12 protein-coding genes are annotated in these 15,259 nt (G+C 64.0%); 11 read left to right on the forward strand and 1 reads right to left on the reverse strand.

The window, feature by feature from the left end; genetic code table 11:
• Positions 1–23 precede the first annotated feature (23 nt).
• The 7 genes from mvk (at position 24) to IEY38_RS19010 (ending at position 9,610) form a co-directional block, all read left to right on the forward strand.
• A complete protein-coding gene (mvk, locus tag IEY38_RS18980) occupies positions 24–1,007 on the forward strand; it encodes a mevalonate kinase (protein ID WP_188980257.1) in 984 nt (327 codons plus the stop codon).
• Entirely contained in the window at positions 1,004–1,756 is a 753-nt protein-coding gene (locus tag IEY38_RS18985; RefSeq protein WP_188980259.1) for an isopentenyl phosphate kinase, read from the forward strand. Before mvk ends, IEY38_RS18985 begins: the two co-directional genes overlap by 4 nt.
• Positions 1,757–1,927: 171 nt before the next feature.
• Positions 1,928–3,418, forward strand: a complete 1,491-nt coding sequence (locus IEY38_RS18990; protein WP_188980261.1) for a midas domain-containing protein — start codon at positions 1,928–1,930, stop codon at positions 3,416–3,418.
• 264 nt (positions 3,419–3,682) lie between these two features.
• Positions 3,683–5,029, forward strand: a complete 1,347-nt coding sequence (locus IEY38_RS18995) for a ribonuclease J (RefSeq protein ID WP_170098231.1) — start codon at positions 3,683–3,685, stop codon at positions 5,027–5,029.
• A 4-nt stretch (positions 5,030–5,033) separates the two neighbouring features.
• Positions 5,034–6,074, forward strand: coding sequence for a geranylfarnesyl diphosphate synthase (idsA3, locus tag IEY38_RS19000; RefSeq protein ID WP_188980263.1), 1,041 nt, complete (start codon positions 5,034–5,036; stop codon positions 6,072–6,074).
• A gap of 87 nt (positions 6,075–6,161) precedes the next feature.
• A complete protein-coding gene (locus IEY38_RS19005) occupies positions 6,162–7,097 on the forward strand; it encodes an ArsA family ATPase (RefSeq protein ID WP_188980265.1) in 936 nt (311 codons plus the stop codon).
• Between the two features lie 773 nt (positions 7,098–7,870).
• Positions 7,871–9,610: a glutamate--tRNA ligase gene (locus tag IEY38_RS19010; RefSeq protein WP_188980267.1), complete on the forward strand. Its 1,740-nt coding sequence runs from the start codon at positions 7,871–7,873 to the stop codon at positions 9,608–9,610.
• On the opposite strand, the gene IEY38_RS19015 is transcribed toward IEY38_RS19010, so the two are convergent.
• Positions 9,597–12,044, reverse strand: a complete 2,448-nt coding sequence (locus IEY38_RS19015; protein WP_188980269.1) for a PAS domain S-box protein — start codon at positions 12,042–12,044, stop codon at positions 9,597–9,599. The genes IEY38_RS19010 and IEY38_RS19015 overlap by 14 nt on opposite strands.
• 255 nt (positions 12,045–12,299) lie before the next feature.
• On the opposite strand from IEY38_RS19015, the gene IEY38_RS19020 reads away from it, so the two are divergent.
• The 4 genes from IEY38_RS19020 to IEY38_RS19035 all read left to right on the forward strand — a co-directional run bounded on the left by IEY38_RS19020 (position 12,300) and on the right by IEY38_RS19035 (position 15,258).
• Positions 12,300–12,671, forward strand: a complete 372-nt coding sequence (locus IEY38_RS19020) for an Hsp20/alpha crystallin family protein (protein WP_188980271.1) — start codon at positions 12,300–12,302, stop codon at positions 12,669–12,671.
• A gap of 167 nt (positions 12,672–12,838) precedes the next feature.
• Positions 12,839–13,822 (forward strand): alpha/beta hydrolase, encoded by a 984-nt coding sequence (locus tag IEY38_RS19025; RefSeq protein WP_188980273.1) that lies wholly within the window; start codon positions 12,839–12,841, stop codon positions 13,820–13,822.
• A gap of 49 nt (positions 13,823–13,871) precedes the next feature.
• Positions 13,872–14,201, forward strand: a complete 330-nt coding sequence (locus IEY38_RS19030) for a 4Fe-4S dicluster domain-containing protein (RefSeq protein WP_004593526.1) — start codon at positions 13,872–13,874, stop codon at positions 14,199–14,201.
• Positions 14,202–14,403: 202 nt separating this feature from the next.
• A complete protein-coding gene (locus IEY38_RS19035) occupies positions 14,404–15,258 on the forward strand; it encodes an electron transfer flavoprotein subunit beta/FixA family protein (protein WP_188980274.1) in 855 nt (284 codons plus the stop codon).
• Position 15,259: the final 1 nt, after the last annotated feature.

Here is a 15,259-nt window from a genome sequence, read left to right on the forward strand (position 1 = left end):
GCCCTGGGTGCACACGGGCGGATATGGTCACGTCGAGCGCTCCCGGGAAGGTGTACCTGTTCGGGGAGCACGCGGTCGTCTACGGCGAGCCGGCGGTACCCTGCGCCATCGAGCGGCGGGTGCACGTGACGGCAACCGAGATCGACGAGGGATTGCGTATCCACGCAAATGACTTGCAACTGGATGGCTTTACCGTCGAGTACTCCGGTGACGGGGAAAGCCATCCGGACGTGGATGTCGCCGAATCGCTCGTCGAGGCCGGGATGGGATACGTCAACGAGGCGGTATCACAGGCCCGTGACGCGGCTGATGCGCCCGAAGCGGGCTTCGAGATATCTGTCGAGGGCGACATCCCGCTCGGAGCGGGGCTGGGCTCGTCGGCCGCGCTCGTCGTCGCGGCAATAGACGCGGCGACGAGAGAACTCGGTGTCGAACTGTCGGCGAGCGAGATCGCCGACCGCGCCTATCAGGTCGAACACGCGGTTCAGGACGGGCAGGCCTCGCGCGCAGATACGTTCTGCTCGGCGATGGGCGGGGCAGTTCGTGTGGAGGGCGACGACTGTCGGCGTCTGGACGGCATCGACACCCTGCCCTTCGTCATCGGCTACGACGGCGGAGCCGGCGATACCGGGGCACTGGTCGCTGGCGTCCGGGACCTGCGCGGGAAGTACGATTTCGCCGCCGACACCGTCACGGCAATCGGCGACATCGTCCGTGAGGGGGAGTCAGTGCTTGGAACGGGCGACTACGAACGGCTCGGGGAGCTGATGGATTTCAACCACGGACTGCTTTCGGCACTGGGCGTCTCCTCGCGGTCGCTGGACTCGATGGTGTGGGCGGCCCGCGACGCCGACGCCCACGGCGCGAAACTCACCGGGGCCGGCGGTGGCGGCTGTATCGTCGCGCTGGACGAGACGGATGACGCACTCACGGCGCTGAAGTACACGCCGGGGTGTGAGGACGTCTTCCGGGCCGAACTGGACACCGACGGAGTCCGGCAGGAATGACGGTCGTGCTTAAACTCGGCGGGAGCGTCATCACAGAGAAAGACGAACCTGAGACGGTCGATCGAACTGCGCTGTCGGCCGCCGTGTCAGCCATCGCCGACTCGGCAGTCGGCGAGGATATCGTCGTCGTCCACGGCGGCGGGAGCTTCGGCCACCACCACGCCGCCGAATATGGCGTTAGCACGACCGAGGGGACTCACGATGTCGACGGCGTGCAGGCCATCCACGGCGCGATGTGCCGGCTCAACGCCGCCGTCGTAGATGCGCTCTCCGAGGCAGGTGTTCCGGCCGTTCCGGTCCATCCGTTCTCGGCGGGCGTACGCGACGCCGACGGCGACCTCTCGTTGCCGACAGCGCAGGTCACGACGCTGCTGTCGGAGGGGTTCGTCCCGGTCCTCCACGGCGACCTCGTTGCACACGCCGGCGCGGGCGCGACGGTTCTGAGCGGCGACGAACTGGTCGTCGAACTCGCGCCCGCCGTCGACGCGGACCGGGTCGGTGTCTGCTCGACTGTTCCCGGCGTCCTCGACGAGGCCGGGACCGTCGTTAACCGTATCGCGGCGTTCGAGGCCGTAGAATCGGCACTGGGTGGGAGCGACGCGACGGACGTGTCGGGTGGGATGGCCGGTAAGGTCCGTGCGCTGCTCGCACTCTCGGCCCCGGCACTCGTGTTCGGTCCTGACGCACTTCCCGCCTTTCTCGCCGGTGAGAATCCGGGGACGACTATCGCTGGTGATGTCGACTTGTGAGACTGCTACTGCTGTCGGCGACTGGTCAGTCCCGGTGCGTGATGTCGTCGATATCGAGCCAACACTGGCTGACGAAGCGGTAAATCTGCTCGGTCTCGACAGACTAGTAAATTAAATATCACTTCATCAACTGTCGTAACATATTTGTCCTCTGTTATCAATTATGCGACTATGTCTGCAGTAGGTCTGACCGACGTCTATCGATACGGAACGAGGTTCCTCGGGATATTGCTTGTCGTCGCCGGCGTCGGTGGCGGCCTCATCGCTGCAGGGTACGTGTTGATACAGAACGGCTCGCTCGGCTCGCTCTCTGGGAACGCGGGCTATCGTGCGGTACTTGGCATCGTCGTCGGGGCGCTCGGTGGACTCCTGTTGCTCTCCGGCGTGCTCGGCTTGACCCACAAGCTCATCGCCGACGCAACGATGGCGGGAACGCTCGCGGCACAGACAGCACGGCGTGATGCGAGCGATGTGGCAGCCGCCAGTTCCTCGGCAAGCGACCAGCCAGCAACTGAATCAACCGATGACAGTGTTGCACCCGCTACCGAACCGGCTTCGGAGCCCGACGAGCCGACGCCAGAGCCGGCTGGGCCTGAGCCGGCGGTTTCTCAGGATACCGAGCCGGCTGCTGACCCGGCGGCTGCCGAGCCGGCGACCGACGAGCCCGAAGTGTCGGAACCGGTTGCTGACTCCGAACCGGACACTGACGCGTCCAGAGAATCGGGAATCCACGCATCCGCACAGCAACACTCCGACCCTTCCGACGCGGCAGCGCCGTCTGCTACGTCTGACACTGCGGCGGCCGGGATTGACGACGCTGCGGTGACGGCGGCCGACGAAGATCCGCTGAAGGATGCTGACTCGGCGACGGCTGATGAGCCGGTGGCAGACGATACCTCAGTGACAGATATGGGCCCCTTGGAAGCCGACGACACGTCAGAACCACCGTCGGCCGACGAGACGATGGCCCCGGCGACAGACGAAGACGCAGTGGAGACAGCCACGGCGGCCCAGGACGAACAGACATCGGAGCAACAGCCGGCCGAAAACGTTTCCCGACCGGACCCTGAGGCGGTGGACGATACCACTGCAGAGCCATCCCCGACGGATCTCGCTCGCGATTCGGAAGCGGTAGAACCCCAGTCCGAACCCAACGAGCAGTCGGACCGCGACCTACTTACTGAGGACACCGCCGAGGAACCGGAGCCCAGCACGGAACCACAGGAATGGACGCCGCCGGACCCTGCGGAGTTCGACACGGGGAGCGGGGAAGCCGCGGCGGCTGACGACTGGGGGGAGGACGAGCCAGCACCAGCCGACGACCGGAACACCGAACCTGAAGCCGATACCGAACCCACCGGCGTCGACCCATCCGATGCTGACGAAGCGGAACAGCACGACGCCGTGACTCGGGACACCCGACTACTCGATGACTCCGGTGAGACGGACACGTCCGGTGGCCCACGGACGACGGACGACCTGTTCGGCGGCGCTGATGATGACCAATCCGGAGCCGAGATTGACGAAAGCATACAGGACGATGCGGAGTCCCAGGACACGGAGACGGCTGACGAGGACTCGACGCTCGCAGACGACGGCGTCACTGGCTTCGACGTCTCCAGTGACGGCGATCCGCTCTCGGACCCCCTAGACGACGAGTAGCGACGAACCCACACCGTTTTAAGAAGCGCCGTTGTAGACCGACGTAACCGAGCGCACGGCCGCCCGTGGACTGCGGTTCGGCGGCCGGCAGACGGCGGATGTAAGTTGCGGGACGGAAGTCCCTCCCACTGCGGTTGCACAGGCTACGGGCGTACCCGACTGGCCTGGAGCGCCGACGCGGACGAAGTCGCCTACATTGCAGATACCGTCGTTGCCGTGCCCCACCGGATGCCCGCGGCCGGCTTTCCACTCGGAGCTACAACCATGGAAGTCGAAATTGCGACAATTGGCGGTTACGAGGCTGTAGGCCGACAGATGACGGCCGTCCGTGCAGGGGACGACGTCGTCATCTTCGACATGGGCCTGAACCTCTCGAAGGTACTGATTCACGACAACGTCGAGACGGAACGGATGCACTCGCTGGACCTCATCGACATGGGTGCCATTCCGGACGACCGGGTCATGTCCGACCTGGAAGGCGACGTGAAGGCTATCGTGCCGACACACGGTCACCTCGACCACATCGGCGCGATATCCAAGCTCGCCCACCGCTACGACGCACCTATCGTTGCGACGCCGTTCACCATCGAACTCGTCAAGCAGCAGATCAAGAGCGAGGAGAAGTTCGGCGTCCAGAACGACCTCGTGAAGATGGACGCCGGTGAGACCATGTCCATCGGCGAGCGCAACGAACTGGAGTTCGTCAACGTCACCCACTCCATCATCGACGCGATCAACCCCGTCCTCCACACGCCGGAAGGGTCGGTCGTCTACGGGCTGGACAAGCGGATGGACCACACGCCGGTCATCGGCGACCCCATCGACATGAAGCGGTTCCGCGAGATCGGCCGCGAGGGCGAGGGCGTCCTCTGTTACATCGAGGACTGTACGAACGCGGGCAAGAAGGGCCGTACGCCCTCCGAATCCGTGGCACGTCGCCACCTCAAAGACGTGATGGACAGCGTCGCCGACTACGACGGCGGTATCGTCGCAACGACGTTCTCCTCACACATCGCTCGTGTCAAGAGTCTCGTTGAGTTCGCCGACGACATCGGCCGCCAGCCGGTGCTGCTCGGTCGCTCGATGGAGAAGTACTCCGGCACCGCCGAACGGCTCGACTTCGTCGACTTCCCGGAGGACCTCGGGATGTACGGCCACCGCAAGTCCGTCGACCGGACGTTCAAGCGGATCATGAACGAGGGCAAGGAGAACTTCCTCCCAATTGTCACCGGCCATCAGGGCGAGCCACGCGCGATGCTTACCCGCATGGGCCGCGGCGAGACGCCATACGAGCTAGACGACGGCGACAAGGTCATCTTCTCGGCCCGGGTCATTCCGGAGCCGACAAACGAGGGCCAGCGCTACCAGTCCGAGAAGCTCCTGGGCATGCAGGGCGCCCGCATATACGACGATATCCACGTCTCGGGCCACCTCCGCGAGGAGGGTCACTACGAAATGATCGAGGCACTCCAGCCGAAGAACATCATTCCGGCCCACCAGAGCCTCGAAGGGTTCGCACCGTACGTCGACCTCGCCGAAGACATGGGCTACAAAGCCGGACGGGACCTCCACATCACCCGCAACGGCAACATGATCAAGCTCACCGAGTAAATCGATGTCCGAACGCCATCAGCAGGTCGAAGACGCGATTGTCGCCCGACGAGACCGGGTCAACGACGCCCTCCCCGAGGACCTTCCGGTCCAGAAGCCGGACCACCTCTACGAGGCGTCGCGATACCTGCTGGACGCGGGCGGGAAACGACTCCGCCCGACGGTCCTGCTGCTGGTCGCGGAGTCGTTGCTCGATGTCGACCCGCTGACGGCAGACTACCGTGACTTCCCGACGCTCGAAGGCGGGCAGGCCGATATGATGTCGGCTGCCCTCGCCATCGAGGTCATCCAGACGTTCACGCTTATTCACGACGACATCATGGACGACGACGCACTCCGCCGCGGAGTGCCGGCCGTCCACAAGGAGTACGACCTCTCAACGGCGATTCTCGCCGGCGACACGCTGTACTCGAAAGCGTTCGAGTTCCTGCTCGATACGGGCGCGGCCCCCGAACGAACCGTCGACGCGAACAAACGACTCGCGACGACGTGTACCCGCATCTGCGAAGGCCAGTCACTCGACATCGAGTTCGAGCAACGCGAGGTCGTCACGCCCGAGGAGTATCTGGAGATGGTCGAACTCAAAACGGCCGTGCTGTACGGCGCGGCCGCCTCGATCCCGGCCACGCTGCTGGGGGCCGACGAGGAGACAGTCGACGCCCTGTACAACTACGGGCTCGACGTGGGGCGTGCGTTCCAGATTCAGGACGACCTGCTGGACCTGACGACTCCCTCGGAGAAACTCGGCAAGCAACGGGGCTCGGACCTTGTCGAAGAAAAGCAGACGTTAGTGACGCTGCACGCTCGCCAGCAGGGTGTCGATGTCGGCGATCTGATCGATACGGACTCCGTCGAGGCCGTCTCGGAAGCCGAAATCGACGCCGCCGTCGAGCGCCTCCGAGAGGTGGGCTCAATCGAATATGCCCGCCAGACCGGGCAGGACCTCATCGCGAGCGGCAAGCAGAACCTCGAAGTCCTCCCGGACAACGAGGCCCGCTACCTGCTTGAGGGCATCGCGAACTACCTCGTTGAGCGCGACTACTGAGCGCGCCTGCGGTCAGTTTTCTCGCGTCGCTTCGACCCTGACTGGTGCTGGTCAGCAACTAAGACACGTCGCTCCCTAGCGACGCCTGTGACCCGATTCCTCCTCTACGGCGGCAAGGGCGGTGTGGGCAAGACGACTGTGGCGGCAGCGACGGGCCACCGGCTGGCGGCGGCGGGCCACGAGACACTGGTCGTCTCCACTGACCCTGCCCACTCGCTGGCCGACGCCGTCGAGACCGAGGTCGGCAGCGACCCGACGGAAATCCGGTCGGGGCTGTGGGGTGTCGAGGTCGACCCACAGACTGGCATCGACCGCTACCGGTCGCTGTTCGAGGCGCTCGCGTCGGAATTCTCAGATGCCGGCATTCGGATGGACGAAGAGGAGATCGCCGACCTGTTCACTACTGGCGTGATGCCCGGCAGCGACGAACTAGCGGCTATCGAGGGCATGGCGACGTACATCGAGAGCGACCGCTGGGACCGCGTGGTGTTCGACACCGCGCCGACCGGCCACACGCTCCGACTGCTCGACCTGCCGTCAGTGATGGACCGCGGTGTCGCGACGGCGATGGACCTCCGGGATCAAGTACGCCGGAAGGTCAACACCGCTCGGACGATGATGTTCGGCCCGATGGCGAGCCGGCGCGACGACGGCCCGGACGACTTCACGGAGATGCGCACGCGGATGGAGCGGGTCGGCACGGTGCTCCGGGACCCCGAACAGACGGCGTTCAGGGTCGTCACCATCCCCGAGACGATGGCCGTCCGCGAGACGGAGCGGCTGGTCGGGAAACTCCGCGAGTTCAACGTGCCGGTGACGACACTCGTCGTGAACAAGGTCATCGAGGACGTCGACGACTGTCAGCGGTGTCAGGGTAGGCAGGCGGTTCAGGAAGATGCTATCGCGCGGCTTCGGGAGTCGCTTCCCGAACTGGATATCTGGACGATTCCCGACCAGTCCGGCGAGGTAACTGGACTGGCCTCGCTGGAGCAGGTCGCGGACTCGTTGGGTGCTGTTGAATGACCACTCTTCGTTTGCGGGGAACCGTCCTGCGTAGAATACACAGCCCGTCTGCGAACGTACCAACCGGAAAACACATGCGGCCAGAGATGAGTTGCTTGCGTCATGAATCTGCGTCCGCTTCTTGCGGTGTTTCTCATTATTACTGTCGGCATCGTAGCTTCGCTACTCCTGTTTCCAACCCTTTCTGCCCACAGCGGCCCGCCAGATGTAACGACGACTGACACGCCGACGATTGATCCATCTGTTCCAGCACCATACCAAGGAACGAAAGCTGACCCCTCTGTCGTCATCCAAGTCGGTACAACTGGGAATGGGTTGCCGATTCAGGTTTGGAATGATAGCCCGATGAATCAAACCGTATCCGTCGAACTAGTACATAATGACAGCGACTCTTCAGTCGTAACCCGTACAGAAACACTCCCACCGAACGGGACACTTTGGTTAGAAATTCCATCTCCAGGGTACCTCCTCACAGTGACGGACGAGTCAACACAGACGACTGGAACGTACCCAGTAACAACTGACCATTTCGACTGTAATTCCCGGTTTGCAGAAATCCGTATCGATAGCAACGGAACAGTCGATTCTCGGACCGTCTCCACCAGTGTGGGCTGTTGACGGTGCTCGCTGTACTAACCAGTGTGACTGCACCCCGTACTGAGTGAAACGAATCGTTGTCGACATAGGGCTACGTGAACTGCTTGCTGACACCCCGCCCCCATAGCTGGCCCAACCCGACGGCGTTTTGACCCTCCCAGTCGCAGGTCCCGGTAATGGACGACGAGCTGCGAGACCGAATCACGGAGGCAGCGGAGACAAACGCCCTCCTCAACGCGGTCAAACACGACAGCGAGGCACAGGTCGGCGCAATAATGGGCCCGCTCATGGGTGAGAACCCGGAGTTCCGCGAGCATGGCGACGAGATTCCGGGCGTCATCGCGCCGGTCGTCGAGCGGGTCAACGGGATGGACGCCGACGAGCGCCGCGAGCGGCTGGCAGAGTTAGCGCCGGACAAACTCGAAGAGTTAGAGAGCGAGGACGAGGGCGATGACCACCCGCTGCCGGACCTGCCCAACGCTGAGGAGTACGACACCGTTCGAATGCGCGTCGCGCCCAACCCCAACGGCCCGTGGCACATCGGCCACGCACGGATGGCTGCCGTCGTCGGCACGTACAAGCAGCGCTACGACGGGGAGTTCATCTGCCGCTTCGACGACACCGACCCCGAGACGAAGCGACCGGACCTCGACGCCTACGACGCGATTCTGGACGCCATCGACTATCTGGGCTTCGAACCTGACGACGTGGTCAACGCCAGCGACCGTGTCGAGACGTACTACGAGTACGCCCGCGAACTCATCGACAAGGGCGGAGCCTACACCTGCTCGTGCCCGCAGGGAGAGTTCTCTGACCTGAAGAACAACGGCGAAGCCTGTCCCCACCGCGACAAGGACGCCGAGACCACGCGCTCGGAGTTCGAAGCGATGGTCGACGGCGAGTACGACAGCGGCGAGATGGTGCTTCGGGTCCGGACCGATATCACCCACAAGAATCCCGCGCTGCGGGACTTCGTCGCCTTCCGGATGGTCGACACACCCCATCCGCGCGAAGCGGCCGAAGAGTACCGCTGCTGGCCGATGCTCGACTTCCAGAGCGGGCTGGACGACCATCTGCTGGGTGTCACGCACATCATCCGCGGCATCGACCTGCAGGACTCCGCGAAGCGCCAGCAGTTCGTCTACGACTACTTCGACTGGGAGTACCCCGAAGTCATCCACTGGGGCCACGTTCAGGTCGACGCCTACGACGTGCCGCTCTCAACGTCGAGCATCGCCGAACTCATCGAGGATGATGAACTGGCGGGCTGGGACGATCCGCGAGCGCCGACCGTCGCCAGCCTCGAACGGCGCGGCATCCGCGGTGAGGCGGTCGTCGATGCGATGATTCAGTTGGGGACGTCCACCTCGAACGTCGACCTGGCGATGTCGTCGATCTACTCGAACAACCGTGACCTCATCGACGATGACTCGGACCGGGCGTTCTTCGTCCGGGACAGCGACGACCACGGTGGCCTCGTCGAGCGTCAGATCGTCGGCGGGCCGGACGCCGGCGAACCGCCGCTGCACCCGGACTACGAGGAGCGTGGCCGCCGCGAGATTCCGGTGACGAACGGCGTCGCCGTCGAGGGCGACGACTTGCCGGACCACGGCGAGCGCATCTGGCTCAAGGGGTACGGCTGTGTACGCCACACCCGCGATGCGTTCGAGTACACCGGTGACGACATCGACGCGGTCCGCGAGGAGGGCGTCGACGTGATTCACTGGGCACCGGCCGACGGCCCGCGGCTCCGCCTCCGGACGATGGACGGCGACGTGTCAGGCGTGGCCGAACCGGGGCTGTTCGGCTACGACGCCGACGAGGTCGTCCAGTTCGAGCGTATCGGCTTCGCCCGACTCGACCAAGTTGCCGACGAGGCCGAAGCGGAGTCCGTCGCGTACTTTACACATCCCTGAGGCTGTCGTCGCGGTCCGTGGCCAGGTTCTCTGTCTCGACGCCGCTGAACTCGAAGCGAGCACCGCCGTCTTCGCTATCGGTGATCGTTAGCTCCCAGCCGTGGGCCTCGGCAATCGTCTTCACGATCGCCAGGCCGAAGCCGGTGCCCTCATCGTCGGTACTGTAGCCCGATTCGAGGACGTCGTCGCGCTGGTCCGGCGGAATCCCCGGGCCGTCGTCGGCGACGTAGAACCCATCTTGCGTAGCGCCAAGCGTGATGGTAACCGTCCCTGCACCGTCGGTCGCCGGGCCTGCTTCGGGAGTGGAGTCGTCCCTGCCGTGTTCCACGGCGTTCTGAATGAGGTTCTGGAACAGTTCGGCCAGACGTTCACGGTCGGCCAGCACGCGTTCTGGCGGGTCCTGAACGCGACGTTCGGCCGCGTTCGTGGGTGCGGCGTTCCACGCCTGTACGAACGTCTCCCGAAGCGCCACCGGTTCGGGATCGCTGATGTCACGCCCCTCGCGGGCCAGCGTCAGGGTGTGGTCGATAAGTCCCTCCATCCGGTCCAGAGCATCCGCCGCGGCCGTTATCGACTCGCGTACCTCCGGGTCGGCGTCCTGTGAGGCCAGCTCCAAGTGACCGCTGGCGACCTGCAGGGGGTTCCGGAGATCGTGGGAGATGAGGCTGGCGAACTCGTCCAGCCGTTCGTTCTGGCGTTCCAGCTGTCGCTCCCGACGCTTCCGCTCGGTGATGTCCGTCACCACAGAGACGCTGCCGACCACGGAGCCGCTGAGGTCGCGAATCGGTGCGGCGGCAAGGCTCACGTCGACACGGCTTCCGTCCTTTCGTTCGAGTTCCGTCTCGTGGCCCGACAGGCGCTCGCCTTCGAGTACCCGGGCGTGACGTTCGGCCGTCCGCCGTCGGTTCTCCTCCGGGATAACCGGAACCCTGTCGCCCAACACTTCGTCGGCACGCCAGCCGAACAGCTCCGTCGCGGCGGGGTTCCAGACCTCGACCGTCGCGTTGGCGTCAAGTGCAACGATCGCGACCGGGGCAGCCTCGACCAGCGTTTCGAGCCGCTCAGTCGTCACTGCGAGTTCGGACTCGATCTCCTTCCGCCGTGAGATGTCTCGGACGATACCGACGCGGCCGGACTCACCGCCGGCCAGCTCGATGTCCGCCGCGTCGACTTCACAGGGGACCTGTTCGCCGGTAGCGGTCCGGATCAGGAACTCCGCCGAGCCGTCGTCCAGCGGCTCGGTTTCCATCTGTCCCAGCACCGTCCCGAAGCGCTCGCCGACGAGACTGTCCTCGACGGTGCCGACCAGCTCGGCGAACGGGTCGTTGTACGTGACAAATTGGTCGTGCTCGTCGAGGACGTAGACGGGTTCGCTGACGCCCTCGAAAATCGTCTTGTACTGCGTCAGCCGTTGCTCGCGTTGCTTCCGCTCCGTGACGTCTCGGAGAACGACGAGCCGGCCAACGAGCCCGTCGAACCGGTCGGTAAACGGCGTCACTTCGAGTTCGACGAACCGCTGCTGACCGTCCACGGAAAGTGCGAGTTCTGACCAGTCCGACTGCCCGTCGTCCGCAATCGTGAGACTGTCCCAAGTCGGAATGACGGCGTCGACCTGCTGGCCCACGAGCTTCTCCTCGGGGCCAGCGAGGAGGGTTTCGGCCGCCGGATTCGCATGGCTGATGCGGCCGTCGGTGTCCACGACGAGCGTTCCGTCGCCCATCTGTTCGACGATAGTTTCTTGAGCCGCCGGCACCGGGTCGAGTGTCTTGAACGTGTAGAGGCCGGTCGTCATCGCTATTCCGGAGACGCCCCAGGCGAAAATCGTGGCGTCCTCGGGGATCTGTAGGAAGTACTGCTGGGTCAGCGCAATGGTCCACGGGGCCAGCGCCGCGACGAGGACGGCCGCGGCCTGTGTCCGGTACAGGTGTCGCGAGCGGACGAACAACTGTATGAGAACGATTGTTCCGGCAAGCGCCGCGATCAGAATCGTTGCCATGTGGGCGATAAACACTGCCGTGAGGCCAGTCCCGGGTGCCACCACCAGCGACCCCACGGAGCCGCTGGGTGGGAGTTCGAACAACGAGACGCCCGGAAAGACAAACACGACCACCAGCAACACTGGGTCAAGCGATAGTAGCCCGACGGCTCGCCGCGTCACCGTTCGGTCGAAGTCGGCGTACTGCAGTGCGGCGGACAGCCACGCGATGGCAACCGCACCCTGCGCGATGGTCGCGACCTGCCGGGCAGGCAACTGCGTCGACAGCGTCGTCGCAGTGATGTCGACAGCGTAGCTGGCCGCACCGACCGCTAGAGCGAGATGAAACACCACCATCGGCGTCCCGCCAGGCTCCTCGCGTTTGCGCCACGCGAGCAACAGAAAGACCGCAGAAAGTACCGCTAGAGCCCACAGAACCGTCACAAAGCGGCCGTACATCGTTCCACAGTTTATTGCCGTGTTATCACTTTATTTTATCGGTCGATGGCCTACCGATAATAAAAAGCCGCTTGGCTGTGGTCAATTCCCTGTTTCCTCGAACCTGGTGTGCTATTTCGATACGGGGGATCGGACTACAGCAGCACTTCTCTGACTGCTGATGTGTTACTAAGTGATATGATATTCAATCTCTTGATTAACAAGATTTTTGTAGAACCGCAACACTAGTGTCAAATGGATGCGAGGTGATGGCCAATGGCCCTGCCAACAACCACACCGAGTTCCTGGATGCGTGGTCTGGACCTTCCGTCCCGCCTGTTCGAAACCGGTAGTGACGACTACGAACTGTACGAGGAAGACGACGAGTTCGTCCTCAACGTCGAACTCCCGGGCTTCGACGTCGCGGACATTGACGTCTTCTGGGACGACGGCATGCTAAACATCGCTGCCGAGCGTAAGGACGAACAGCGCGGCGAGCGTCGGACCTACCACCGACGCTTCCGGTTCCCGAAGCGCGTCGACGACGAGGGAATCGCCGCGAACTACACGAACGGTATCCTCGAAGTGCGCCTGCCCGTCGAGACGGGTGCGGTAGCCCGCGGTAAGCAGATCGAGGTCGAAGGCTGACCGTCGGGACGCAGGCGTACCGCCCGATAACCGACTTTTTCGCCTCGTTCAGCACGATACAGCTGACTGTCAAGCAAGTCACCAACAGATAGCGAGTGGGATGGCGGTGTCGACACGGCATTCCACCCCGACTCTGCCGAGGGTCGAGAGCTGATAGCGTCGGGCTTATGTCCGCGACGGCCCGACTGTCGCCCGTGACAGACCGCGCCCCGGAGTCAGTGACAGTGCAGCGTGATATCCCGTTCCACGAGGTGGACGGCGAGACGCTGACGCTCGACCTGTACGACGCAGCGGCGGCTAGCGGCCCGAAACCGGTCGCCGTGCTCGTCCGCGGCGGCGCGTTCACGTTCGGCGACAAGGGCGAGTTCGCCCGGCACGCGCTCGATCTCGCCGCGGACGGCTTTCTGGTCATCGAGCCGCAGTATCGCCTCGCACCGGAATCGACGTTCCCGGCGGCGCTGGTCGACGTGAAAGCCGCTATCGAGTGGGCTCGGACGGAAGGCGAAAGCTACGGCGCAGACACGAGCCGTATCGTCGGTGTCGGCCATTCGGCGGGCGCGAATCTCGTCGTTCTGGCTGCGCTGACGGCGGACGAGCCCGGGTTCGAACCCGAACTGTACCCCGGCGCGTCCTCGGCGCTGTCGGCCGCCGTCGGCTACGCCGGCGTCTACGACTTCCACGCGCTCGACAACGCTACCGACGTTACCGAAGGCGAGGGCCACCGCGCGTACCTCGGTGGCGGGCCCGATGACGAACCTGCGGCCTACGACCTCGCCTCACCGGTCGGGCAGGTGAACACCGACGCCCCACCGACGCTGTTGCTCCACGGCACCGACGACGATGTCGTGCCGCCAGCCCAGTCCGAACTGTTGGCCGACGCCCTCGGTCCCATGACCGATGTGGTTCACGAGACAGTGCCGTCGGACCACGGCTTCCCCTTCCATGGGGCCCAGTACGACGACGTGTACGAGCGGACTGTCGAGTTCATCCGGCGAGTCGGAACCGGCGGGCCGGACACTGGCGACGCGACAGGGACGGGCGAGGACACCGGCTTGCCTGGCGGCAACCTGCCCGGGCCGACCGACCGCATCGACGACCTCGGACCGGCAGACACTCGTGGACCGGATCGCCGCGACGGCCCCGGATTCTGACGGTCAGGTCGAAAAGTTAAGTAGCTCGCAAAAGTGAGATAAGATACCAATGGCCATAGACCCGGAGTTCGAGGAGAACCGCGACGTTGTCGAACAGCACGATGGACATGATGTCTGGGGACCGGTCGACGAACCCGAGGAACTGGGCATTCATGGGACACACGTCGCCGTCGACTTCGATATCTGCATCGCCGACGGGGCGTGTCTAGAGGACTGCCCCGTCGACGTGTTCGAGTGGGTCGACACGCCGGACCATCCGGAGAGCGAAATCAAGGCCGACCCCGCCCATGAGGAGCAGTGCATCGACTGCATGCTCTGTGTCGACGTGTGTCCGGTCGACGCCATCGACGTGGACCCGGGCCGCGCCGGTCGTATCTGAGCTGCCGGACCCAACTATTTTCGCGAGTTCGCAGTAGCCACATCCCGAATATAAGCGGTTTGGGGCCGTCAGCCCGTGAGAATACTTTGCGTTGACGGATTCTGCGTCCCCTGAGACAGGGCCACCGACATGTCACTTGTATTGTAAACATACATTTATTACATATTCTTGTGTGACATTCACATACGAGGGTTATGGTACCATGCATACAGTCGTTATGACAAAGGGCGTTCCGGACTTCCGCGAGGGACAGGTGTCGTTCGACGAGGACGGTCACCTCGAACGGGGGAAGACACCGACGGTGATGAACCCCAACGACAAGCACGCGCTCCGGGCGGCGTTCCAGACAAAAGTCCGCAACGGCGGCCACGTCTCGCTGATGAGCATGGGGCCGCCGGGCTACGAGGAGGTCCTGCAGGAAGGGATGCGAGACGTGTACGCCGACGACCTGTATCTCCTCTCGGACCGCGAGATGGGGGCCGCGGACACCTGGGCTACCGCGATGACTGTCGCGACCGGCCTCCAGAACCTCGACGAGCAGCCCGATCTGGTGTTTGCCGGGTTCAAAACGGCCGACGGTGAGACGGGCCACACCGGCCCACAGACCTGCTGGTGTCTGGACTGGCCGATGATAACTCACGTCCTCTCGCTCGATATCGACGAGGACGCCGGCACCGTCCGGGCTAAACGGCTGGTCGACGGGGATATCTCCGAGATCGAGACGGTCGAAGCACCGATGCCGTGTTTCATCGTCGCCGACCCCGAGTTCGAACCGACCTACCGAAAGGCGAGCCACCGGCTGAAGCACAAGGACCTCCGCGAGGAGACCCAGCAGCGGGCCGAGGAGTACGAGGAACACCTCACGGTCTGGGACCACGAAGACCTCAACCTCGACCCGGACTACATCGGTCTAGACGGCTCACCGACCATCGTCTCCGGCGTCGACCCGATTCCCAAGGCTCCCTCCGAGCGGGAGGCGACGATGATCGAAGCCGACGAGCGCGAGGCGCTGGAACCGGTGCTGGACGAACTTACCCCCTACGCGGCGGGTGACTGAC

This window comes from Haloarcula sebkhae (assembly GCF_014647415.1).
Classification (GTDB): domain Archaea; phylum Halobacteriota; class Halobacteria; order Halobacteriales; family Haloarculaceae; genus Haloarcula; species Haloarcula sebkhae.